The following is a 23,595-nucleotide window of genomic DNA, read 5'->3' as shown; positions in this document are numbered from 1 at the left end:
AAAAAGTTTACTTTTTTTTTGTAATTTAATTTTAAAACACTGTAAAACAGTGATTTATGATATTAATAAAATTAATTTTTAAATGTAAAATGTATGTTTTGAAAAATTCAACTTAAAGTACTTTTTCTAATATCGAAAATTCTAATGGCTCGGAATGAAGGACTACATCGTTGTAAATACTTGGGAAAGGTTCACGTTTTCCCGTGTCTAAATAGCCATTACGTTGGTACCAAGCAATAAGTTCTTCACGAATAGAAATTACTGTCATTACAATTTTTGGTAATGGTATGGCATTCGCTAAATCTTCTGCAGCAATCAGTAATTTTTTTCCTAAACCTGAATTTTGTAATTCTGGAGAAACGGTTAACATTCCTAAATATAATTCTGTTTTTTTATTGGTTAATAAAACAGTTCCTATAATTTTATTGTTTTCGCGATAGATTAAAAAAGTGTTTTCAGTATTTAAAAGTATTTCGGTAAGTTCCGATTCTGAAATGCGTTCACCCTCTAAAATATTCGCTTCTGTGGTCCATCCTTTTTTTGAAGTTTCACCGCGATAAGCTGAATTTACTAGTTTAGTAATTTCTGTAACGTCTTTTAAAGTAGCTTTTGTAATCATTTATTTCCGTGTTTTTTCCAATATGATTTTCCGTAACTGCAAAAAATTTCTTCTCCAGATTTGATGTTTTTAAGTGCAATTAAACAGACATTGTTTGCTTCGTCTAATGCAATTTTTGCATTATTTTTGAATTCTGAATTGCTATATCCAGTAGCGTCATTGGCATATTTTGCAAAACAAGCCACTAAATTTGAATCTAAAATAGAACCATCCAATAACTTGATAAAGTATTGATCGTTTCCTGATTTGGCAATACTTTCTGCTTCTAAATTTGATACTATATTCCCTTTGAATGTCGAAATCACTTCGTCTTTGTATATTTTTATTGCCGTAAATAATCCTTTTCCCGAATTCGGAATTTGTGATTGATGGATGTATAAGTAATCTTCTTCTGAAGCGTTGATATGATTATCCAAAATAGTTTTTTTTAACAAATAGACACCTAGTTTTCTTTTGAAATAAAAGCGCATCACTTACAAAGTTCATAAATCAAAATTATGAAAGCGTTTTGCTACGAAGTTGTTAAGATGCATCATAGTTTTGTTGGGTTGGATAATTAGTAGTTTGCCACGAATTATGGAATTTTTTAACTTGTTGGAATTCGTAAAAATTCGAATTTTCATATTAGAAAAACTATTTTCACAAGTAACAAATTTTATAATTCGAGAATTCGCAGCAAAAAAATAAAAGGTGTTTTATAAAAACTTGTTTGACTGAACTATTTCTATTTAAACATATCCATTCCTGGAATACTTGGCATTCCAGATTGCGCTACTGCCGCCATTTCTGCTTCATTAACGTTAGTTGCTTTTGTAATGGCTTTGTTTAAAACAGTCACCAGATAATCTTCTAACATTTCTTTGTCTTGTAACAATTCATCAGCTATTTTAAAGTTTTTAATTTCTCTGTTCGCTGTTAAAGTTACTTGTAATAAACCGTCATTGCTTTGTTCGTCTACTAAAACGCTATTTAATCTGTTTTTAGTTTCTTCCATTTTTTGCTGGGTTTCTTTTAGTTTACCCATCATTCCCATTAAGTCCATTTTTTTTGTTTTAAGTTATAACCATTTTTTTTCACTTTCAGTTGCATCTAAAATATCAATATCTAAAGCTAATTTTAAATGTTCTGCAACTTCGAAAGCATCTTTTTTGTCAGTTGTTTTATAAACTGTAAAATATTTATTTCCCTTATAAAATAAATTTAGTAAAATAATATCACTTGTTATTGAAGTAGTTGCCGTAACAACATTTATTCTTTGACTTTCTTTGGTTTTGAATATAGAAACATATTCAAATTCAGGATAAACACTCCATTTTCCGAAATTTTTGCCAAATATTGATTTGACATTTCTGTATGTTTTACTCTCTAAATCTATTTCTATTCCTTCTGTTAAAATGAAATTTATTCCAAGCATAAAAAATATTGCCCCAAAAATTATTTGACCTGATAACAATGAAATAAATCCAAATATTCCTAAAGTAATTCCGAAAAATTTCTTAAAGAATGGTACTTCTTTTAAGTATATAATTGTTTTCATTTATTTCAACTTTTTAATAAAAGTACATCGTTTCTTGTGATATACAGGACCAAAATGTTTCCATAAATTATGAACGGCGTGGTTGTCTGCTAGTTCTGGTGTTCGCATACAATTTTCTACCCCAATTTTTTTAAAACTTATATAGTTTTCATTAAAAATAATTGAAGTGACACCTTTACTTTGGTATTCTGGTAAAACTCCAATTAAATAAAATACCGCAGTTTTACATTTGTTTTTTGCTTTTAATAAATGTAAAAATCCTGTTGGAAATAATTTTCCTTTGGCTTTTTGTAAGGCTTCAGCAAAATCAGGCATTACAATACTAAAAGCTACCATTCTTCCTTCTTTATCCATTACGAATTTTATAAATTCTGGATTGATAAATGAGATGTATTTCTTTTTAAAGTATTCAATTTGAATGTCGTTAATTGGTACAAATGACTGCAATGAGGCATAACTATTATTAAATAATGCAAACATTTTGTCTACATAAGGCATAATTTCTTTAGTTTTTGTAAAGTTCAAATGGGTTAATTCGTATCTTTTTTCAATCATATCAGCAATTCGCTGAAAGTTTGTGGGGTCAATGTTTGAAAATGGAAATTTACTTTCTAAATATATTTTTTCCTTAACAAAACCTAATTGTTCGAAATGTGTTGCATAATAAGGATAATTGTACCAAGTAATCATTAATCCTCGTTGATCAAAACCATCAATTAAACATCCCACTTTATCTAAATTTGAAAAGCCCATCGGACCTTCAATATTATCTAATTTATGTTCTTTTCCGAAAGCGATTACTTTATTTAAAAGCGCTTTAGTCACTTCAATATCGTCAATGACATCAAACCAGCCAAATCTGACCTTCTTTTTACCTAAAATATTCACCTCGTCCCAATTGATTATCGCTACAACACGACCTACAATTTTATTGTTTTTATAGGCTAAATAAAAATGCGTATCAGCGGTTTGAAAAACTGGATTTTTGTTTTTATCAAAGCTTTCTAATTCTTCCTGAATTAATGGTGGAACCCAATTTTTGTTATCTTTATATAATTCAAAAGGAAATTTTACAAAATCCTTTAGTTCTTTTTTCGAGAAAACTTCTTTTATTTCTATCATTACTCTACGCCGTCTTTTCTTTTATTTTTTTCTGCTTTTTTGTCCATTTTCTTATCCATTTTACTTTGAGTTCCTGGCTTAGCCATTTTAACTTCTTTGTAATTTTTTATAAAACGCCAAGTAAACCCAATTCCTGCCGAAAAAATACTAGGTGTGCTTTTTATGTTTGTACCAATAGAAGCATCAAATTGCATGTCTTTTCTGTGTAAAAAAGCTGCTCCTAATCTTATAATTCCATCGCTGTAGTATTTACCATTATATCCCTGATTTTCAATAAAAGCCGACCAGTTCTGGTTTATACCACGAGTTAATGTTAAAATATAGTCGATACTTGCAAATTCAGTACCTATTTTGTTGTAAATTAAGTTAGTAACTAAAACGGTTCTTGTTCCAAAATGATTTTGAGCAATGGCCATTACTTTTGGACTAAAATTTGGCTCAAGTATAGGAGCATTTGAAAATAAGTTATTTTCAGAAAAATTAAAATTTACTCCAGCATATCCAGAAAAAGCAGGAATAAATTGTTTCCATTTAAAGCGGTGATTGGCTTTCCAACTGTATAAATTGGGTTTTTCTGGTCCTTTTTTGAAAGGATCATAAAATAAAAATTTGGCTCCAAATACTGTTTGTCGAAGTGCACTTCTGTCGCTAGTTACTCCAAATCGATTATAACTGTCTTTTTGATATTGAATTTCAGCAATAACTTCTAATTCTTCTTTAAATACACCCCAACGCATTACAAAATCTGCATTATAGCCTTTTGCATTATATTTTAATCCTTCATGATCTTCAGTAATGTAATTCACACCAGATTCTGTTTGAAATACACTTTTCCCAACAGAAAAAGCCATCATAGATTTTCCTGGTCGGTTTGAATTTACTTCATCTGTAAATTGAGCGTGACTCAAAAAAGACAACAGTAGTGTAGCCAACAGAAATATATTAGTAGTTTGTTTCATACAACTTAGTTTTAAAAATCCAAATGTAAATATTTTATCATAATTTTAAGTATTAGATTTGATATATTCCTTATTTTTGAAGAAAAATTTATAATTATGGATACTGCAAGTGTGCCGAGTTTTATTAGAACGTTAGCCATTATCATTTTGTGTTATTATTTATTTAAGTTCGCAATGAGGTTGTTAGCACCTTATTTGATGCAAAAAGTTGCGAAAAAAGCAGAAGAACACATTAAAAGACAATTTGAACAACAGCAACAACAATATCAATCACCAACAGAAAACAAACAAGAAGTGCCCAAAAAGGAAAAGAAGATTGTAGGTGATTACATCGATTACGAAGAAGTTGAATAAAAATTTCCCCCTTACGGGGAATTTTTTATTTTTGTAAGATATTAATTCAAGAAGTATAATGAAGAAATTAGAAAAATTCGCGCCACATTTTTATGCCATTTTTGGTTTTATTGTAATCGCTATAATTTATTTTTATCCAGTTTTATCTGGAAAACAAATCTTACAGTCAGATATAGCTCAATATACTGGTATGTCTAAAGAACAGAAAGACTTTAGAAACGAGTTTCACGAAGAGCCTTATTGGACAAATAGTGCTTTTGGAGGTATGCCAACTTATCAATTAGGAGCAAAATATCCTCATAATTATATAAAAAGTTTAGATAGCACTTTACGATTTTTACCTCGTCCTGCAGATTACTTATTTTTATATTTCTTAGGTTTTTATCTCTTGTTGATGAGTTTGAAAATTAAACCTTTACAAGCCTTTTTTGGTGCGTTGGCTTTTGGTTTTTCAACTTATTTGATTGTTATATTGGGTGTAGGACATAATGCTAAAGCGCATGCTATTGCTTACATTCCTATGGTTTTAGCTGGAATTATTTTTATTTTTAACAAACGCTATATAGTAGGTGGAATTGTTACAATGCTTGCCGCTGGATTAGAAATTCAGGCGAATCACTTCCAAATGACGTATTATTTCTTGTTTTTATTTGCTTTCGTAATCGGATTTTACATTTACGAAATCATTAAAGAAAAAGATTTCCAACATTTGTATAAATCATTTGCGATTTTAAGCATAGGTGCAGTTTTAGCTATCGGTGCAAATGCTACTAACTTACTAGCCACTGCCGAATATGCTAAATATTCAACCAGAAGTAATAGTGAGTTAACTTTTGATGAAAACGGAAAAAAGAAAACCGATACCAACGCGATGAGTTATGACTATATCACTCAATATAGCTATGGAATTTCAGAAAGTTTAAATTTAATTGCGCCAAAATTATTTGGAGGTTCAAATAATGAAGATTTAGGAAGCGAATCCTCTATGTACCAGTTTATTGTTGGACAAAATGTACCAGAAAATGAAGCTAGAGATTTAGTGAAACACATGCCTACATATTGGGGTGAACAACCAATTGTTGCCGCTCCAGCTTATATCGGAATCATTGTGTTTTTCTTAGCAGTTTTAGCTATGTTTTTAGAAAAAAGAAAAATTAAATTTGCTTTAGCTGCAGCTGTAATATTTTCCTTACTAATGTCTTACGGAAAAAACTTGTCTTTTTTAACCGATTTTTTCATCAACTATGTACCAATGTATAACAAGTTTAGAGCGGTTTCTTCTATACAAGTTATACTGGAATTATGTTTACCCGTTTTAGCCATATTAGGATTATCAGCTTTTTTCAATGCAGATGAAGCTCCAAGAAAAAAAGCTTTACTCTATTCTGCTGCTATTGTTGGTGGACTTTTAGTTATATTAATTTTAGCCAATGGTGCTTTCGATTTTACAGGTGAAACGGATAAAATGTATGCACAGCAATATGGTCCAGAGTTTATGAAAGTTTTAAAAGAAGATCGTGAAAGCATGTATTTTTCTACTATTTCTCGTTCTTTAGGATTTTTAACTGTAGCTTTCGGAATCTTATTTTTATACACTAAAAAAACTTTTTCACAATTAACAACTGTGATTTTAGTTGGTTTGGTAATGGTTTTAGATTTATTTATTGTTGCTAAAAATTATATAAAAGCAGATGATTTTGTTTCTAAAAGTCAAATTGAAAGACCTTTTGGAGAACCAACAGAAGCGGATGCTCGTATTTTAGAAGATACTACCCATTTTAGAGTTTTTGATGTAGATGGACAAATGAATAGCGCTAGAGCTTCTTTTTATCACCAATCTATTGGAGGATATCACGCAGCAAAACCTAAGAAAATGCAAGAATTATTCGACTATCAAATTGCTAAAAACAATATTGAAATGCTGAATATGTTAAATGCCAAATATATCATTCAAACGAATCAAGAAGGTATTCAACAAGCTTTAGAAAATCCAAATGCTAACGGAAATTCTTGGTTTGTTTCAAAAATTAAGTTAGTTAAATCTGGCGATGAAGAAATGAAAGCTTTAGATAAATTAAAAACTAAAGATGAAGCTGTAATTAATTCAAAAGTGAATGCTATTAAGGAAAATACTTTTGAAAAAGATTCAACTGCAACAATTGAATTAACTTCTTACAAACCAAATCATTTAAAATATATTTCTAACAACTCAAAAAATGGTTTTGGAGTGTTTTCTGAAATGTATTATGAAAAAGGTTGGGTCGCTACAATTGATGGTAAAGAAGCCAAAATATTAAACGTAAATTATGTTTTAAGAGGTTTACAAATTCCAGCAGGAAAACATACTATTGAATTCAAATTTGAACCACAAGTAGTTAAAACAGGTAGTACAATAGCTTTGATTTCCACACTTTTAATGCTTATAACTATTGGTTTGGGTATTTTTTACTGGAGAAAACAGCAAAAGAATCTAGTAGAGATAAAATAATTTATTTTATAAGCTACGAATTTTCGAATTAAAATATTTTTAAAACTTATTTGAATCGACGAAGTAGAGTATTTTTCGAATTAACCACAATTCAATAATCGTCTAGATTGTCAAAATTCGAAAATTCGTGGCAAAAAAACAAAGAATAAATATAAAGGAAAATTAATTTTGAGTTCAAACAAAGTTTTAATCATTACCTATTATTGGCCGCCAGCTGGTGGACCAGGCGTGCAACGTTGGTTAAAGTTTGTAAAATATTTACCTGATTTTGGAATAGAACCTATTGTTTATATTCCAGAAAATCCGAGTTACCCTTTACTTGATGAGAAATTGCTTTCAGAAGTTAAGAATTCAACCGTAATTTTAAAAAATAAAATTTTTGAACCTTATGCTTTAGCTTCTTTCTTATCGAAAAATAAGACGAAAAAGTTAGGTGCAGGAATCATTACTCAAAAGAAAAAGCAATCGTTTATTGAAAAAACAATGCTTTGGATTCGTGGCAACGTTTTTATTCCAGATGCTAGAGTTTTTTGGGTGAAACCTTCTGTAAAATATCTTAAAAAATACATTCAAGAAAATCACATTGAAACCATTATTACAACTGGTCCGCCTCATAGTTTGCACTTAATTGGTTTAGATTTAAAAAAGCAACTCAATGTAAATTGGATTGCCGATTTTCGTGATCCTTGGACAACTATTGGCTATCATAAAGAACTTAAATTATCGAAGTGGGCGAGTGCGAAACATAAATCTTTGGAAAAAGAAGTGATGAATACTTGTGATACGATTTTAGTGACATCACCAACCACAAAAACTGAATTTGAGAGTATTACGAAACAACCAATAGAAGTCATTACAAATGGTTATGATGTAGAGAAAATCGAAAAGAAACCTTTAGATGAAAACTTTACTTTAGCACATATTGGTTCGTTTTTATCGGAAAGAAATCCGCAAATTTTATGGGCATCTTTAGCAGAATTAATTCAAGAAAATGAAGATTTTGCCAACTATTTCAAACTGAAATTAATTGGAGCCGTTAGTAAAGAAGTGTTGCAATCGATTTCTGATTTTCGCCTAGAAACTTTTGTGCAAAATTTAGGTTATGTTTCGCATGAAGAAGCTTTAGTACATCAAAGAAGTTCGCAAGTTTTGTTGTTAATTGAAATTGATTCTAAAGATACCAAATGCATCATACCCGGAAAATTATTTGAATACATGGTGTCCGAAAGACCAATAGTAGCCATCGGACCTAAAAACTCCGATTTTGAAAGTATTATCAAACAAACAAATACAGGTGTTTTTTATCAATATCACGAGAAAAATGAATTAAAAAATCAAATTTTGACTTATTTTAATCAATATTTAGATAAAAATCTAAAAGTTCATGCTGTCGGTTTACAACAATTTAGCAGAAAAAGTTTAACTGAAAAGTTGGCGAATATTTTAAGTAAAAAGTAAAAAGAGCCAAGTAAAAAGTTGTAAAAACAAATATGTCAACACAGATTTAAGAAATTATAAAAATTAATAAAATCTGTTGAATCTGTTTGAAATAATTCAATATCAAATACAAACAAATAATTCAATATCAAATAAAAACTGAACACTCAAAACTGAATACTGAACACTGAAAAATATGGGCATCGTAATCAAACAATCTATTAAAAACACCATTATCACTTTTATAGGTTTTTCTATTGGTGCGATTAATGTTTTGTATATGTATCCCGTTTTTTTAGGTAAAGACTATTTGGGATTAACCAATTATGTCTTATCAGCTGCTAATATTTTATATCCAATCTTATCTTTCGGAATTCAAAATACTTTAATTAAGTTTTTTAATGAGAATAATAAAACGGAAGAGGATTTAAGTAGCTATTTCAGTTATATGCTTTTGTTGCCTTTGCTTATTATTATTCCGTTTTTTGCTTTGTTTTATACGTTTTATGAAAATATTGCGGTATATGAATCTGCCAAAAATGCAATTGTTTACGATTTTGTATGGGAAATTCCTTTAATTGCTTTGTTTATTGGATATTTTGAAATTTTTTATGCTTGGTTACGAGCGCATATGAAATCAGTTTTTGGTTCGTTTGTTAAAGAAGTTTTTGTTAGAATTTTAGTTACAATTTCTCTTTTTGCCGTTTATTTTGAATTTATAACGTTACCTCAATTCATACATTCATTAGTTTTGGTTTATGGAATTAGTTTGTTAGTGATCATTTATTATGCTAATAAAACTAAGAACATTCAATTGAGTAAAAAGTTTCCAAAGAAAACGAAGTCTATTTTTGTCTTTACGATTTTTATTATTTTATCGGCAAGTGTGGCGAATATGTTGTTAGACATTGATAAATATATGATTAACCAATTCTTGAAAATTGAAAACATCGCGTTTTATTCCTTAGCAGTTTATTTGGCGATGGTCATATCGGTTCCACAACGAGCGATGCATCAAATTACGTATCCAATTACAGCCAAATTAATGAGTGAAAACAAGTGGCAAGAATTAAATGAATTGTATAAAAAATCGTCAGTTACACTTCAAGTCATTGGTGGTTTAATTTATATAGGAATTTTAGTCAACATTAAGCAATTGTATGAAATTCTTCCCGATGAAGGTTACGATCAGGGTTTATTCGTAGTTTTCACCATAGGTTTGTCTAAATATTTTGATGTGATTTTAGGAAATAATAATTCTATCATTTTTAATTCTAAATATTATAAAGCGGTTTTAGTTTTAGGGGTTTTGTTGGTATTTGTCATCGTTGGATTAAATTTGATTTTCATACCAAGATACGGAATCAATGGCGCAGCATTAGCCACTTTAATAGCTATTGGAATGTACAGTTTAGCCAAATTATTATTTGTAGTTTTCAAAATGAAATTATTTCCTTTTACAAAAAACACAATTGTTTCATTAGTCATTACTTTAGTTTTATTTTTAGCGTTTTACTTTTGGGAATTTCCTTTTCATCCGATTGTAAATATGGGTTTAAAATCGGCTTTAATTTCTGTTTTATATTTGTCTTTACATTATTATTTCAAGGTTTCTAGCGATATTAATTTCGTGATTAGAAATGTACTTGGAAAGGTTTTTAAATAGATTTTACTATAGATTCGCAAATTTTTTTATGAAATAAGAGTGATTTGTGATACTAAATTTAAGTAACCTTTTTTCAAACTTAGACTTAAGAATTTTTTATAATCTGCGAATCTGTGGTTAATAAAAAAATCCGCCTAATCTGACTACCTAACAAAAAAAATCCCGCTTCGCTTTCACGATACGGGATTCTTCAATCAATCAATCAACTATAAACTATTTTTTTCTTTCTACAGCATCTCTTTTAATGCCTTCAATGTCTTCTTTTTTCATTTTTTCTTTGCTACCATCTTTTTTGTAGTAGTAAAAATCATCATCGTTTCCGTATTCATCATCTTGATAACTTCCGCCGTTATAACCTGTTGGACAAGGATTGTATTGGTAGCCGTAGTGCATTCCGTTTATGTATCCCGTTACACCTACAATTTCTCCGTGATAGTTGTAAAACAATCTCATTCCACCAATTCTTGTTAAGGCGAAGCTGTTATACGTCATGTATACACTTCCAATTTTTCTAACTCTACCATAATAATCATAGTTGATAAACACATTTCCAACTCTTCTCACTCTACCATAGTAGTCGTGTTCAATTTTTATACCTCTAATTCCTCTTTCTTCTAAGTTAGTTGTAGGAACACCACCTCGTCTTGCTATAAAACTTCCATTTCCAGTGTTAAAATCAAAATCTCCACTTGGAAAAACATAAAACGTAATACCTCTTTCTCTAAAAACTATCGGTTCTGCATCTCTGTAATCAATAGCATAATAATTGTTATGTCCGTTGTGGTGTCCATGTCCGTTTGAATGTCCGTTTCCGTTTCCACGTCTATCTGTTCTTATTTCTTGTGCAAAAGTTGCGTTTAACATTACTAAAAAACTGGCAACTAAAAATGTAATTTTTCTCATGATTTCTAAATTTTAATTGTTAAACATTTTACGAATTGTTATCGTTATTTAGGAAGTTTCAATTGCTGTGCCAAAGCCAAGATTAGGGGTGATAACGAAATGATAATGACTTGTTAATGATTTCTAACGTATTGATTTTTAGGTTTTTATTTTAAGATATTGACAAATTAGGATTGAGTTTGCCATTTTATTTTTTCATCTAAGATTTTAATAACTTCTAAAACTTCTAAAATCTGCATTTCAAAAAAGCAACAAATGGGATTGAAATCGAAATTTATTTTTGTCATTGCATTTGAATTTAGTATTTTAGCACAATTCATAAACCATAAATTACAAATCAATAACCACAATGAAGAAGTTAAGCGCCATTTTATTTTTATTCGCCAGTCAATTAATTTTTGCACAGTATCCAAAGGATTATTTCCGATCACCCTTAGACATTCCAATTAACCTATCAGGAACTTTTGGCGAACTTCGTCCTAATCATTTTCACTCAGGTTTAGATATTCGAACCAATAATGTAGAAGGTTTACCCGTTTATGCAGCAGCAGATGGAATTATTATCAGAATAAAAGTTTCTGCTTTCGGATACGGAAAAGCTTTATATATAGCACATCCAAACGGTTATACTACGGTTTACGGACATCTTCAAAAGTTCAGTGATAAAATTGAAGCTTATGTGAAGGAACAGCAGTACAAACAAAAAAGTTTTGAAGTAGAATTATATCCAAGTACCTTAAAAGTTACAAAGTCTGAAATTATTGCTTTATCTGGAAATTCTGGTGGAAGTGGTGGTCCACATTTGCATTTCGAATTTAGAGATACTGCTACCGAAAAAATCATCAATCCAATGGCATTTGGAATGAATAAATTGATTAAAGATGAGATGAATCCTGTGATTTCTAGCTTAATGGTGTATCCAGCCAATGATTCAATTTCAGTAAATAAAAGTAAAAATCCAGTTAGTTTGTCCTTACAAAAGCAAGTAGACGGTACTTTTTTAGCCACAAAAGTGGTTGCTAGTGGAAAAATTGGTTTTGCCCTAAATTCTTATGACTTATCAACTAACAATTACAACAAAAACGGAATTTATAAAGTCGTTACATATTTAAATGGTTCGCCAATTTTTAAATATGAGTTTGATACTTTTGCTTTTGACGAATCGAAACACATCAATTATTTTATAGATTTCAACCGATATAAAAAGCTCAAACAACGCTTTCAAAAGTTATTTTTTAAAGAAAGTTATCCATTATCTTTAATAAGTGGCAATTTGAAAAATGGCTTTATCGATATAAAACCTAAAATAAATTATACATACAAAATTGAAGTTTCAGATTTTCATGGTAATAAAACGATTGTAAACGTGCCAATTACCTACGAAAAAGAAACAAATACAGTCGCTGTGTCTTCAAAAGGAAATTATTACATCAAAACAAAATCCGATTATAATTTTGAGTTTGAAAAAACATCGCTCTATATTCCTGCTAATGCTTTTTATGAAAACGCTTCTTTAAACATCATTGAAAAAGAAGGTGTTTTAGATATAGAAAATAATTACGAGGCAATACAAAATGGACTAACAGTTGCTTTAGATATGTCGCATTTATCTGAAGAAGAACAGAAAAAGGCTTTTGTTGGAACTGTTTTAGGATTAAAATTAGACTATAATTCGTCTTTTCGAAAAGGGAGTAAAGTATCCGCAAAAGTAAAAAGTTTTGGTAAATATAAAGTCGGATTTGATGCTGTAGCGCCACGAGTTTATAATCCAAACTTTATTGAAGGTAGCAATATTTCTAAATTATCTACGTTAAGTGTTTCTATCAGCGATGCCATTTCTGGAATTGATACTTATAATGCTTATTTAAATGGCGAATGGATTTTAATGGAATACGATTACAAAACGAAAAAACTAGTTCATGATCTTAAAGACGGAAAAGTGATTTCAGGAAAAAACGATATAAAAATTGTGGTTACAGATAAATTAGACAATTCAACCACTTTTACATCCAATTTTATATATTAATTTATGAGTTTGAACAGTAAGTCAATGCGATATCTTTTATTTTTTATTTTATTTTCTACATTTTCTATTGCACAAAAAGCAAGAATAAAAGGAATTGTATTAGATGAAAATAAACAACCTGTTCAAAAGGTAACAGTAAGTTCTCAAACCTCTAATACAGTTACTAATACCAACGGTTTTTACGAATTAGAAATTGAAGCCAATAAAGAAGTAACTATTATTTATTCACATGCTACATTAAAAAAATCGACGTACAAAGTAAAATTAAAACCTAATGAAGATTTTGAATGGAATCCGATTTTAAATGAAATAAATGAAGTAATTGAAACCGTTGTAATTTCTGGGAAAAACAGAAAAATTGATGGAGGAACAGCTATTTCTCCTGCTGTTATCAGAAGAATTCCTGGTGCAAATCCTGGAGTTGAAAATTTAGTTAAAACTTTAATCGGTGCATCTGGAAGTAACGAAATGAGTACTTCTTACACTGTACGTGGAGGAAATTTCGATGAAAATTTAGTTTATGTTAATGAAATTGAAGTCTATCGTCCGTTTTTAATTCGTTCTGGGCAACAAGAAGGTTTGAGTTTTACCAACACCGATTTAGTTCAGAACATCGATTTTTATGCAGGTGGATTTCAAGCTAAATATGGTGATAAATTAGCTTCTGTTTTAGATATCGCTTACAGAAATCCGAAAACGTTTCATGCTGGTTTAGAAGCTAGTTTATTAGGAGGAAGTATTTTTGCAGAAGGCGTTTCTAAAAACCAAAAGTGGAGTAATATTACCGGAGTTCGTTACAGAAACAACTCACTCTTAGTTAAAAGTCAGGAAACTGAAACTAATTTTAGACCATCCTTTTTAGACATACAATCGTTGTTAAATTTCAACTTAAACACTAAATGGAATTTTAGTTTTTTAGGTAACATCGCGCAAAATACTTACGATTATACGCCCATAACTCGTCAGACGAATTTTGGAACCATAAGTGATCCAATTGCTTTAGTAATTGATTATGAAGGACAAGAAAAAGATAAATACACAACTGTTTTTGGAGCATTTAAAGCAATATATGAACCAAACAAAAACAATAAATATAAATTGATTTCATCAGCCTATCACACAGTAGAGCAAGAGTATTATGATATTTTAGCACAATATAGATTAGGTGAAGTAGATGCCAATATTGGTTCGGAAACTTTTGGAGATGTAGTTTTCTCTCGTGGAATTGGTTCACAATTAAACCACGCCAGAAATAATTTAGACGCTTTAATCGTTACCAACGAAATCAAAGGAAATCATAAATTAAATGAGGACAATGCGATAGAGTGGAGTTTCAAACATAATTTTGAAAACATTAGAGATAGAGTGGTGGAATGGGAAGTTGTTGATTCTGCTGGATTTTCATTGCCTAATCCGTTGCTAGGATATGTAAACGACCAACCGTATAATCCCTATTACGGACCTTTAGCGCCTTACCAAAATGTTAGAGCTAAAAACAACACAACAATTAATCGTTTTAGTACCTATTTAAATTGGAACCATGAAGGAAAAATTGGGGTACACACTTATTATGTAAATGCTGGTGTGCGTGGACAAAGTTGGTTAGTTTCTAATAATGGATTTTCCGGAGACAATCAATTTACTTTTTCTCCAAGAGCGCAATTTATTTTAAAACCTTTGTGGGAAAAGGAAATGATTTTTCGTTTTTCTGTAGGAATTTACAATCAGCCACCATTTTATAGAGAATTACGTGGAAATGATGGAAGTGTAAATCCAAATGTAAAAGATCAAAAATCAATTCATTTTGTTTTAGGTCACGATTATAGTTTTAAAATGTGGCAAAGACCGTTTAAATTTGTAAGTGAAGCTTATTACAAAACAATTAGCGATGTAAATACGTATACTATTGATAATGTTCGTATTCGTTATCGAGCAAATAACGATGCAACTGCCTATGTTTATGGTGTTGACGGACGTTTGAATGGAGAATTTGTTCCGGGTGTAGAATCTTGGTTTACTTTCGGTTATTTAAAAACAGAAGAAAATCAAAATGGAAGAGGAAATATTGCGCGTCCAACCGATCAACGTTTAAAATTTGCTATCTTGTTTCAAGATTATATGCCTAACATTCCAAGTTTGAAAATGTATTTGAATTTAGTTTACAATACAGGTTTGCCAGGTGGTTCACCAGCTTATGCAGATGCCTACGAATATCAAATACGTTTGAATGATTATCGTAGAGCAGATGCCGGATTTTCGTATATTTTTAAAGATGCAAAATTAGGCGCTCACAGAAAATGGTTGGCTAATTTTACTGAAATGTCTTTAGGTTTTGAAATTTTTAATATGTTTAATAATCAAAATTCAATTACAAATACTTGGGTGCGTGATGTATATACTAAAACGCAATATGGTGTGCCAAACTATTTGACAACGAGAACGTTTAATTTAAAATTGAGCATGAGAATTTAATTTCTAATTGCTATATTTGAGACTTATTCTACTGTCTATGAAAAATTATATATATATTCTTCTTTTTTTAAGTGTGATGTTTTTTTCTTGTCAAGATGAAAAAGCCAAACCAAAAGTTAAATACACAGAAAAACAAGCTAAATCGCCACAAAAAGATACCACAAAATTAGAAGTTGCAGATTTGCCTATTCAATTTGATGGTTCAAGTGTTTTGGTGTATACGATTGGTAATTTAACACTAGGCGACATCAATAAAAAAGGAAGTTATGAAACAACATCATATGAAGGTGTGGCTGGGTTTAGCGTTTCCAATTCTATGGAAAATGAAATTACAGGTTATTTACAAAATCTAAAGTTTCAAGCAGTAGGCTCAGATTCTTTACACGTTTTAACTGAAAAAGTGATGCTCATTGAACGCGTTTCGTTCATAAAGAGTAATAAAATGTTAGTGTATATTTTGGCTGACTCCGATACCAATCAGGATGGCTTAATTGATTCTAATGATATTAAATCGTTATACATAAGTTCAGAATTAGGAAAAAATTTCACTAAAATTTCTACAGATTTGCAAGAATTAGTTGATTGGAAACATATGGAGTCTGCGAATAAAATTTATTTCAGAACTATTGAAGATGCTAATAAAAATGGTGAATTCGATAAAAAAGATAAAATTCATTATCATTTCTTAAACTTAAAAGATAGTAAGGTTTCGGAATACTTCCCTTTATAGAAGTGTTTTTGTCATTCTGAACTCGATTCAGAATCTATCTATTTTAGTTTGGTTGGTTGATAAAGGTTTAGCATGACAAACTTTGTGTGCTTTGTGCTTTGTGCTTAACTTTGCGGTAAATAAAACTAAATTAAAATATCACTTTCTAAATCCGATTTTTCAATTTCGATGGTATAATCTAATTTTGAAACCAGTTCAATCACTAACTTTTTATACCAGTTTTCTGATTTCGGATGAATGTATATTTTTTCAATTAATTGATTCACATCGATGTCAATTTTTAAACCATCGTTAATTTTAATGTTATTTTCAGATAAATCGGAAATAATTCTGACTTCTCTTTCATACTGAAAACTTTTTCTTTTAAACATAAAAGGGAAAAACATATTGTCAAATGGAATGTATTCCTTTTTGTAGTCAATATAATTGACTTCACCAATAAACTGACTATAATTGATTTCGGATTTCAGTGCCTTTTGTAGTCTTCCAATAGTAGATTGAATGGCTAATCCTTCATTGTTTTGGGTAAATATTTGCCACATTGCAAAGGATTCATATTCGTTAATGTGCCAACTACTCACTACCACTTTTTCGCGATGCGATTTGTAATAATCTAAAAATTCGGGCTTGTTTTGAGATAGTCTTTTGATTTCTTCGAAAGTAGGCTCAGAAAAGGTGCCTTCGTATTGGTCTTCAAATTTATCGGAACGCGACATAAATAGTTTTCGCGACATCAGTAAATCTAAAAATTTTGACAAGTCTAAGTACTTCCAAACAATAGTGTCTGGATCATCAGGTAACTTAATGTTGTCATTTTTTTTATACATTTTAAGTTAATTTCGAAAAAATATAAAAAATTACTCCAAAGATTGTAGTGCCACTAGTCTAGCATAAGTTCCATTTTTTGCAATCAATTCAGCGTGTTTACCTTGTTCTACAATTTCTCCTTTTTGCATTACAATAATGTTATCTGCTTTTTGAATGGTCGATAAACGGTGTGCAATTACGATTGAAGTTCTATTTTGCATCATTTTTTCTAACGCATCTTGAACCAATTTTTCACTTTCCGTATCTAAAGCTGAGGTTGCTTCATCTAAAATCATAATTGGTGGATTTTTCAATACGGCTCTAGCAATAGACAAACGTTGTTTTTGTCCACCCGATAATTTTCCACCTGCATCACCAATGTTGGTATTAATTCCCTCAGGAAGAGAAGATACAAATTCGTAGGCATTTGCAATTTTTAAAGCATCTATGATTTCTTCATCGGTTGCATCAGGTTTTCCAACTAATAAGTTGTTTTTAATTGATTCGTTAAATAAGATAGAATCTTGTGTCACCAAACCAATTAAATTTCTTAGAGCATGCATGTTCCAATCTCTAACTTCCACACCATCTACTTCAATAGAACCCTCGTTGATATCGTAAAAACGGGTTAGTAAATTTGCAATAGTACTTTTTCCTGAACCGGATTGCCCAACTAAGGCAACGGTTTTCCCTTTTTCTACTTCAAAAGAAAAATGCTTCAATACATTTTCCTCTTGATACGCAAAATTGATATTTTTAACAGAAATTGATTGATCAAAAGTGTTTTTCTCAAATGCATTAGGTTTATTCATCACAACATTTTCTTGTTCTAATAAGGTAAAAACACGTTCTGCTGCAGCTAAACCACTTTTAACTTGATAGGAAGCTTTCGAAATTGCTTTTGCAGGAGTTAAAATCGTATAAGCTAAGGCGATGTAACCAATAAAATTTTCAGCATCTAAACTTTTTTCTATTAAAGTTAAATAACCTCCAAAAATTAATAATGTAGCAATTGTTATGATTCCTAAAAATTCACTCATTGGTGAAGCTAAATTGTTTTTTCTGGCTATACTAGTCGACAATTTTAGCATTCTATAAATTGAATCATTGAATTTTTTTATGAAAATAGGTTCAGCATTGTAGCTTTTAACGACTTTTAAGCCTGTTAATGTTTCATCTAAAGTTGAAATAAAAAAACCTTGTTCAGCTTGTGCCTTTTCAGATTTAGCTTTTAAACTTTTTCCTATCCTAGAAATAATGAAGCCAGAAATTGGAATAAAACCAAAAACAAAAAGGGTTAGTTTTACACTTATAATTAACATAGAAATCAATGAAAACAATATGGTAACAGGATCTCTAACAATTAATTCAAAAATTTGAAAAAATGAATTTTGGACTTCACCTAAATCACCTAACATTTTGGTCATTACATCTCCTTTTCTTTGATCTGAATAGTACGAAACGGGTAAGTGTATAATTTTATGATAAAGTTTTTCTCTCAAATCAGTTAAAACACCATTTCTCAGTATAGTGGATTGATTGGCAGCTAAGTAATTGAAAAAATTCTTTAATAAGGCAGTAATAATTACGATACTAACCACAAAATATAACGTATATTGAATACCATAATCTATCGATAAACTAGTCAATTTAAAGTTAAAATAATCACTTAAATAACTTCCTAATTTAGTTATGTCTTCATATTTTGGTTCTACTGCTACTTGTTTTGTTTTATCAAATAATACTTTTAAAGTAGGAATTAATGTTACCATTAATAGGGTAGAAAATAGCGCATAAAAAATATTATATACGATATTTAAAATGGCGTTTCTTTTATACTTTTTTACAAAAGGAATTATTTTTTTTAAATTATCATCCATTAGTTTAATTTCATTTCAGTGATAATATTCTGTATTTTAGTATCTAAGAAGTTGTTGGCTTCTTCGAAATCGCTTGCTTGTTCTAAAATAGCATTCACACTAAAATAGAATTTAATTTTTGGTTCAGTTCCACTTGGTCGGGCACAAATTTTACTTCCATCTTCTAAATAATAAATTAATACATTTGATTTTGGAATGTCTAAATCAAACGTTTCATTATTAATTAAATCACGAGCTGTTGTGTTTTGGTAATCTTCAATACAAACCACACGTTGACCGTTAATAGATTCCATTGGATTTTCACGTAAGTCAATCATCATTTGATTGATTTCTGCTAAACCTTCTTTTCCTTTTTTAGTTAAAGATATTAAATGTTCTTTATAAAAAGAAAAATCTAAGTATAAGTTAATCAATTCTTTATATAAGCTACTTCCTGAAGCTTTTGCCTGAGCTGCTATTTCGCAAACTAATAAACAAGCTGCAACGGCATCTTTATCTCTAACCGCATCACCCACCATAAATCCGAAACTTTCTTCACCACCTCCAATAAATTTCTGATCTGGGAAGTCTTTAATAAATTTTGCAATCCATTTAAAACCTGTTAATCCCACTTTACATTCAATTCCATACGCTTCAGCTAAATCTAGCATCATTGGTGTAGACACGATTGTTGAACCAATAAATTCTGTACCTGTAATTTTATCTGCACGTTTCCATTGTTCTAATAAAAAGGCTGTCATGATTACCATGGTTTGGTTTCCATTTAGTAACATCATTTTTCCATCGTTATCTCTTACGGCCACACCTAATCTGTCAGAATCTGGATCAGTTCCAATTACAATATCTGCATTTACTTTATCTGCTAATGCTAAAGCCATTGTTAAAGCTTCTGGTTCTTCTGGATTTGGAGATTTTACTGTCGGAAAATTTCCATCTGGAGTTTCTTGTTCTTTTACGATATTCACATTCGAATAACCTGCTTTTGCTAAAACGGCAGGAATTGATTTTACTGAAGTTCCGTGTAATGGTGTAAAAACAATATTTAAATTTTCTTTAGCTTCTTTTGAAGTATTAAAACTAGCATTTTCAACAGTTGAATTGACAAAAGCCTCATCAATTGCTGCATCTATGTATTCAATTAAATCTTCGTTGGCTGAGAATTGAATATCACTATATTTTAATGCTTCAATTTCTGTAATAATTTCACCATCTTGAGGTGGCACAATTTGTCCGCCATCTTGCCAATATACTTTGTATCCGTTATATTCAGGAGGATTGTGTGAAGCGGTTAAAACAATTCCAGCATGACAATTTAAATGTTTTAAAGCGAAAGATAATTCTGGAGTAGGGCGCATTTCTGAAAATAAATACACTTTGATTCCATTTGCTGAGAAAATATCCGCTACAACTTTAGCTAAAGTATCGCTGTTTTTTCTGCAATCGTAGGCAATAGCGACTTTTAAATCTTCATTTGGAAAACATACTTTCAAATAATTAGACAAGCCTTGTGTGTTTTTTCCTAAAGTATATTTGTTGATACGATTGGTTCCTACACCCATAACTCCTCGCATTCCACCCGTACCAAACTCCAAGTTTTTGTAAAACGCATCTTCTAAACCTTTTGGGTCTGAAGTCATTAGTTTTTTTATTTCATCTTGTGTGTTTTGGTCGAAAATAGGCGTTAGCCATTCATTCACTTGGTCTAAAATATTTTGTTCTATGTGCATAATCTTATTTTTTATAACCAATTTTAGTTCGGTCTTCTTGTTCTGTTTTTATATCTTCCTTATTCATTAAATGGTTCAAAATCTTGTAAATCTCAGGAAACTGATTCTCAATTTCTTTTACTTTTGAAGTTATTTCTTCTAAATTTAGTAGCGAATTACGTAAAATTACGAAAGTTCGCATAATGGCAATATTTATTTTTATTGCTTTTTCTGATTTTAAAACACCGGAAAGCATTGCGACTCCTTGTTCTGTGAAAGCGAAAGGTTTTGCACCTCCTAAGAAACTTTTAGATGGTATCACAAATTGTGATACCACGATATTAATTTCATCTTCCGTCAATTCAAACATAAAATCTTCTGGAAATCTTTCGATGTTTCTTTTCACTGATTGTTTTAAAACTCTTGTTTATTTCATAAAGTGCTGCTAAATCATAATCTAACATCACTTTTTGATTACGAATAATGTGAATCTTATTCGTGATAATCTCTAAATTGTTCATTTTGGCGTGTAATTAAGTTATTCTTTAATCTTGAGGTAACAATTTGTGGCTACAAGATTTATTATTTACTAAGGTATCAATTTGTGATCTAATAATTATAACGTTTCCGCAATTTTGTAACGTTCTTCGTTGTTTTTCGTGCGTAAAATAATTTCGCCTAAAAATCCAGCTAAGAATAATTGCGTTCCAATTATCATAGTGGTTAAAGCGATATAAAATTCTGGTCTATTGGTAATTAAACGAGATGTTTTATGTATAAAAAGTTTATCAATTCCTAAGTAAATGGCTAAACAAAAACCTATAAAAAACATTAAGCTTCCTAATAATCCGAAAAAGTGCATCGGGCGTTTCCCAAATTTTGAAATGAACCAAATTGTGATTAAATCTAAAAATCCATTTACGAATCTGTCGATTCCAAATTTAGAACTTCCATATTTTCTAGCTTGGTGGATTACTACTTTTTCGCCAATTTTAGCAAAACCTGCATTCTTGGCTAAAACTGGAATGTATCTATGCATTTCACCAGACACTTCAATGTTTTTAATAACAATATTTTTGTAAGCTTTTAAACCACAATTGAAATCGTTCAATTTAACTCCAGAAATTCTTCTAGCGGCCCAGTTAAATAATTTGGAAGGAATATTTTTAAACACTACAGAATCGTAACGTTTTTTCTTCCAACCAGAAATTAAATCAAAACCTTGATTTTGAACTAAATCGTATAATTCTGGAATCTCGTCTGGACTATCTTGTAAGTCAGCGTCCATAGTAATTACAACATCTCCCGAAGCTTTTGCAAATCCAGCATGTAAAGCTTGACTTTTACCATAATTACGTAAAAATTTAATACCTTTGATATTGGAATTGTCTTTTTGCAAGTCTAAAATAGTTTGCCAAGAGCCATCAGTACTGCCATCATCTATAAACAATACTTCATAAGAAAAGTTATGACTAGTCATAACTTTCTCAATCCATTTAGATAATTCGGGTAACGATTCTTGTTCGTTTAACAAGGGAATTACTAGTGATATATTCATTTATTCGTTTAATACGTTTGTTTTTGATTTAAAAATTGCAGCAAGAATCAAATTCATGATTGATGATATTAAAAATGCCATAGCTGAACCTTGTAGTGTTTTAAGGATAGAAAAATTATCAGTTTCTGCGGCAGCCTTTAAGTCTTCACTTGATACATCAGTAATGCTTTTCATCGCATTTAAAGCTACAACTTGTTGTTCATTCATAAATTCGTTCATAGCTTTTCCGTACTCCACATCAATAAAATTATTTAATGTATAGTTGAAAAGTTGTGCAATTAAAATACCGATTGCGATACAGATCGTTAAAGTGGTAAATAATTCTTTAAATGTTACAACATTATTCAGTTGTTTTTTTGTAGTGCTACATTGTATTATTCTAGTGACTAAATATCCAACCCAAAAGATACAATTAATAACTGTGCCAGTTATTGCGTTTTCTTTAGTGATTCCACCCAATAAGTATATTGTTAAATGCATTAATATACCTAAACATCCTAGAATAACTCCGTATTTAATACCATTGTTTTTTAAAATTTCGTTCATTTTGTAAATTTTTAGTTAGTTTGAAATATTAGTATACGTTTTCTTAAAAACGTTACACTGATTTTTGAACCACTTCAAATACTTTTCCATCTTCAAATTTTAATGTTTTAGAAGGATATTTTAATAGTAATGCATAATCGTGAGTAGCCATGATTATAGTTTTACCATTTGCATTTATTTTCTTCAAAACTTCCATAATTTCTATGCTAGTTTGTGGGTCTAAATTTCCTGAAGGTTCGTCTGCTAAAATAATTTCTGGATCATTTAATAGAGCTCTGGCAATTGCAACACGTTGTTGTTCTCCACCAGAGAGTTGATGTGGCATTTTAGAGGCAAAATTTCCCATTCCAACTTTGTCTAAAACTTCTTGAATTTGTTTGTCCATTTCAACAGTATCTACCCAACCTGTTGCTTTTAAAACAAACACTAAATTTTCTTTAATATTTCGATCAGATAATAATTTGAAATCTTGAAAAACAATACCAATTTTTCTTCTCAAATAGGGAATGTCTTTTTCTTTAAGTGTAGTTAAATCATAATCTACTATTGTTCCTTCACCTTCATTTAAAGGTAAATCTGCATAAAGTAATTTCATAATACTACTTTTTCCAGAACCTGTTTTTCCAATAAAATATAAAAATTCTCCTTTTTGAACTTCTAAATTTATATCAGATAGTATTAGATTATTTTCTTGATATATAGAAACGTTTTTTAAAGCTAAAATCGTATGGCTCATAATTACTTAATTAATGTGTAAAAATATAAACATTTGAACGTTAAACAAA

20 protein-coding genes and 1 pseudogene are annotated in these 23,595 nt (G+C 30.1%); 7 read left to right on the top strand and 14 right to left on the bottom strand.

The genetic code is table 11. The features are described 5' to 3' along the window. Window positions 1-112: 112 nt before the first annotated feature. The 6 genes from G4D72_RS08875 to G4D72_RS08850 all read right to left on the bottom strand — a co-directional run bounded on the left by G4D72_RS08875 (window position 113) and on the right by G4D72_RS08850 (window position 4,237). Window positions 113-619 (bottom strand): GNAT family N-acetyltransferase, encoded by a 507-nt coding sequence (locus tag G4D72_RS08875; RefSeq protein WP_166077315.1) that lies wholly within the window; start codon window positions 617-619, stop codon window positions 113-115. Then, the gene (locus G4D72_RS08870) at window positions 616-1,035 is read right to left on the bottom strand and encodes an SET domain-containing protein (RefSeq protein WP_235922480.1); all 420 of its coding nucleotides are present in this window, start codon (window positions 1,033-1,035) and stop codon (window positions 616-618) included. Before G4D72_RS08870 ends, G4D72_RS08875 begins: the two co-directional genes overlap by 4 nt. Before the next feature lie 308 nt (window positions 1,036-1,343). Then, on the bottom strand, window positions 1,344-1,661 hold the full coding sequence (locus G4D72_RS08865; protein WP_091315387.1) for a YbaB/EbfC family nucleoid-associated protein: 318 nt from the start codon (window positions 1,659-1,661) through the stop codon (window positions 1,344-1,346). Between the two features lie 15 nt (window positions 1,662-1,676). Further along, window positions 1,677-2,156, bottom strand: coding sequence for a hypothetical protein (locus G4D72_RS08860; RefSeq protein WP_166077313.1), 480 nt, complete (start codon window positions 2,154-2,156; stop codon window positions 1,677-1,679). Further along, the gene (locus G4D72_RS08855; RefSeq protein WP_166077312.1) at window positions 2,157-3,278 is read right to left on the bottom strand and encodes a GTP cyclohydrolase; all 1,122 of its coding nucleotides are present in this window, start codon (window positions 3,276-3,278) and stop codon (window positions 2,157-2,159) included. It abuts the gene before it with no gap. Then, window positions 3,278-4,237 carry a transporter gene (locus tag G4D72_RS08850; protein ID WP_166077311.1) on the bottom strand — a complete coding sequence of 320 codons (960 nt, stop codon included), beginning with the start codon at window positions 4,235-4,237 and terminating at the stop codon, window positions 3,278-3,280. The genes G4D72_RS08855 and G4D72_RS08850 overlap by 1 nt, the downstream gene beginning before the upstream one ends. Window positions 4,238-4,333: 96 nt before the next feature. Here G4D72_RS08850 and G4D72_RS08845 point away from each other — a divergent pair, with 96 nt between their 5' ends. The 4 genes from G4D72_RS08845 to G4D72_RS08830 all read left to right on the top strand — a co-directional run bounded on the left by G4D72_RS08845 (window position 4,334) and on the right by G4D72_RS08830 (window position 10,182). Beyond that, a complete protein-coding gene (locus G4D72_RS08845; protein ID WP_166077310.1) occupies window positions 4,334-4,591 on the top strand; it encodes a DUF4834 family protein in 258 nt (85 codons plus the stop codon). A 58-nt stretch (window positions 4,592-4,649) separates the two neighbouring features. Then, window positions 4,650-7,079 carry a YfhO family protein gene (locus G4D72_RS08840; protein ID WP_166077309.1) on the top strand — a complete coding sequence of 810 codons (2,430 nt, stop codon included), beginning with the start codon at window positions 4,650-4,652 and terminating at the stop codon, window positions 7,077-7,079. Between the two features lie 168 nt (window positions 7,080-7,247). Next, a complete protein-coding gene (locus tag G4D72_RS08835; RefSeq protein WP_166077308.1) occupies window positions 7,248-8,537 on the top strand; it encodes a glycosyltransferase family 4 protein in 1,290 nt (429 codons plus the stop codon). 175 nt (window positions 8,538-8,712) lie between these two features. Further along, on the top strand, window positions 8,713-10,182 hold the full coding sequence (locus tag G4D72_RS08830) for an oligosaccharide flippase family protein (RefSeq protein ID WP_166077307.1): 1,470 nt from the start codon (window positions 8,713-8,715) through the stop codon (window positions 10,180-10,182). Between the two features lie 213 nt (window positions 10,183-10,395). Here G4D72_RS08830 and G4D72_RS08825 read toward each other — a convergent pair whose 3' ends face one another. Continuing rightward, complete coding sequence (locus G4D72_RS08825; RefSeq protein ID WP_166077306.1) at window positions 10,396-11,085, bottom strand: hypothetical protein; 690 nt, start codon at window positions 11,083-11,085, stop codon at window positions 10,396-10,398. A gap of 349 nt (window positions 11,086-11,434) precedes the next feature. On the opposite strand from G4D72_RS08825, the gene G4D72_RS08820 reads away from it, so the two are divergent. Genes G4D72_RS08820 through G4D72_RS08810 form a run of 3 tightly spaced genes read left to right on the top strand, consistent with a single transcriptional unit; the run spans window position 11,435 to window position 16,313 of the window. Then, complete coding sequence (locus tag G4D72_RS08820; protein WP_166077305.1) at window positions 11,435-13,111, top strand: M23 family metallopeptidase; 1,677 nt, start codon at window positions 11,435-11,437, stop codon at window positions 13,109-13,111. A 24-nt stretch (window positions 13,112-13,135) separates the two neighbouring features. Continuing rightward, window positions 13,136-15,583, top strand: coding sequence for a TonB-dependent receptor (locus G4D72_RS08815; protein WP_235922479.1), 2,448 nt, complete (start codon window positions 13,136-13,138; stop codon window positions 15,581-15,583). A 37-nt stretch (window positions 15,584-15,620) separates the two neighbouring features. Continuing rightward, window positions 15,621-16,313 carry a hypothetical protein gene (locus G4D72_RS08810; RefSeq protein ID WP_166077303.1) on the top strand — a complete coding sequence of 231 codons (693 nt, stop codon included), beginning with the start codon at window positions 15,621-15,623 and terminating at the stop codon, window positions 16,311-16,313. 125 nt (window positions 16,314-16,438) lie between these two features. Here the strand turns inward: G4D72_RS08810 and G4D72_RS08805 are convergent, their stop codons facing one another. The 7 genes and pseudogenes from G4D72_RS08805 to G4D72_RS08775 form a co-directional block, all read right to left on the bottom strand. Then, window positions 16,439-17,140, bottom strand: a complete 702-nt coding sequence (locus tag G4D72_RS08805; protein ID WP_166077302.1) for a hypothetical protein — start codon at window positions 17,138-17,140, stop codon at window positions 16,439-16,441. Between the two features lie 30 nt (window positions 17,141-17,170). Next, on the bottom strand, window positions 17,171-19,000 hold the full coding sequence (locus tag G4D72_RS08800; protein WP_166077301.1) for an ABC transporter ATP-binding protein: 1,830 nt from the start codon (window positions 18,998-19,000) through the stop codon (window positions 17,171-17,173). Continuing rightward, entirely contained in the window at window positions 19,000-20,727 is a 1,728-nt protein-coding gene (locus G4D72_RS08795; RefSeq protein ID WP_166077300.1) for a phospho-sugar mutase, read from the bottom strand. Before G4D72_RS08795 ends, G4D72_RS08800 begins: the two co-directional genes overlap by 1 nt. 4 nt (window positions 20,728-20,731) lie before the next feature. Then, window positions 20,732-21,170, bottom strand: a pseudogene (locus G4D72_RS08790) (ORF6N domain-containing protein). Between the two features lie 152 nt (window positions 21,171-21,322). Further along, window positions 21,323-22,264, bottom strand: coding sequence for a glycosyltransferase family 2 protein (locus G4D72_RS08785; RefSeq protein ID WP_166077299.1), 942 nt, complete (start codon window positions 22,262-22,264; stop codon window positions 21,323-21,325). Next, window positions 22,265-22,810, bottom strand: a complete 546-nt coding sequence (locus tag G4D72_RS08780) for a DUF4199 domain-containing protein (protein WP_166077298.1) — start codon at window positions 22,808-22,810, stop codon at window positions 22,265-22,267. It abuts the gene before it with no gap. A 52-nt stretch (window positions 22,811-22,862) separates the two neighbouring features. Further along, the gene (locus G4D72_RS08775) at window positions 22,863-23,546 is read right to left on the bottom strand and encodes a cell division ATP-binding protein FtsE (RefSeq protein ID WP_166077297.1); all 684 of its coding nucleotides are present in this window, start codon (window positions 23,544-23,546) and stop codon (window positions 22,863-22,865) included. Window positions 23,547-23,595: the final 49 nt, after the last annotated feature.

The organism is Flavobacterium difficile, from assembly GCF_011392115.1.
GTDB lineage: Bacteria > Bacteroidota > Bacteroidia > Flavobacteriales > Flavobacteriaceae > Flavobacterium > Flavobacterium difficile.
The sequence above is the reverse complement of the archived record's forward strand: the minus strand, read 5'-3'. Positions and strand labels throughout refer to the sequence as shown.

Excerpts from the sequence above, each read along its gene's own strand:
- G4D72_RS08875 (WP_166077315.1), bottom strand. The coding sequence starts at position 619 with ATGATTACAAAAGCTACTTTAAAAGACGTTACAGAAATTACTAAACTA.
- G4D72_RS08830 (WP_166077307.1), top strand. The coding sequence starts at position 8,713 with ATGGGCATCGTAATCAAACAATCTATTAAAAACACCATTATCACTTTT.
- G4D72_RS08860 (WP_166077313.1), bottom strand. The coding sequence starts at position 2,156 with ATGAAAACAATTATATACTTAAAAGAAGTACCATTCTTTAAGAAATTT.
- G4D72_RS08850 (WP_166077311.1), bottom strand. The coding sequence starts at position 4,237 with ATGAAACAAACTACTAATATATTTCTGTTGGCTACACTACTGTTGTCT.
- G4D72_RS08800 (WP_166077301.1), bottom strand. The coding sequence starts at position 19,000 with ATGGATGATAATTTAAAAAAAATAATTCCTTTTGTAAAAAAGTATAAA.
- G4D72_RS08845 (WP_166077310.1), top strand. The coding sequence starts at position 4,334 with ATGGATACTGCAAGTGTGCCGAGTTTTATTAGAACGTTAGCCATTATC.
- G4D72_RS08775 (WP_166077297.1), bottom strand. The coding sequence starts at position 23,546 with ATGAGCCATACGATTTTAGCTTTAAAAAACGTTTCTATATATCAAGAA.
- G4D72_RS08815 (WP_235922479.1), top strand. The coding sequence starts at position 13,136 with ATGCGATATCTTTTATTTTTTATTTTATTTTCTACATTTTCTATTGCA.
- G4D72_RS08825 (WP_166077306.1), bottom strand. The coding sequence starts at position 11,085 with ATGAGAAAAATTACATTTTTAGTTGCCAGTTTTTTAGTAATGTTAAAC.
- G4D72_RS08795 (WP_166077300.1), bottom strand. The coding sequence starts at position 20,727 with ATGCACATAGAACAAAATATTTTAGACCAAGTGAATGAATGGCTAACG.
- G4D72_RS08805 (WP_166077302.1), bottom strand. The coding sequence starts at position 17,140 with ATGTATAAAAAAAATGACAACATTAAGTTACCTGATGATCCAGACACT.
- G4D72_RS08840 (WP_166077309.1), top strand. The coding sequence starts at position 4,650 with ATGAAGAAATTAGAAAAATTCGCGCCACATTTTTATGCCATTTTTGGT.
- G4D72_RS08865 (WP_091315387.1), bottom strand. The coding sequence starts at position 1,661 with ATGGACTTAATGGGAATGATGGGTAAACTAAAAGAAACCCAGCAAAAA.
- G4D72_RS08785 (WP_166077299.1), bottom strand. The coding sequence starts at position 22,264 with ATGAATATATCACTAGTAATTCCCTTGTTAAACGAACAAGAATCGTTA.
- G4D72_RS08855 (WP_166077312.1), bottom strand. The coding sequence starts at position 3,278 with ATGATAGAAATAAAAGAAGTTTTCTCGAAAAAAGAACTAAAGGATTTT.
- G4D72_RS08820 (WP_166077305.1), top strand. The coding sequence starts at position 11,435 with ATGAAGAAGTTAAGCGCCATTTTATTTTTATTCGCCAGTCAATTAATT.
- G4D72_RS08810 (WP_166077303.1), top strand. The coding sequence starts at position 15,621 with ATGAAAAATTATATATATATTCTTCTTTTTTTAAGTGTGATGTTTTTT.
- G4D72_RS08780 (WP_166077298.1), bottom strand. The coding sequence starts at position 22,810 with ATGAACGAAATTTTAAAAAACAATGGTATTAAATACGGAGTTATTCTA.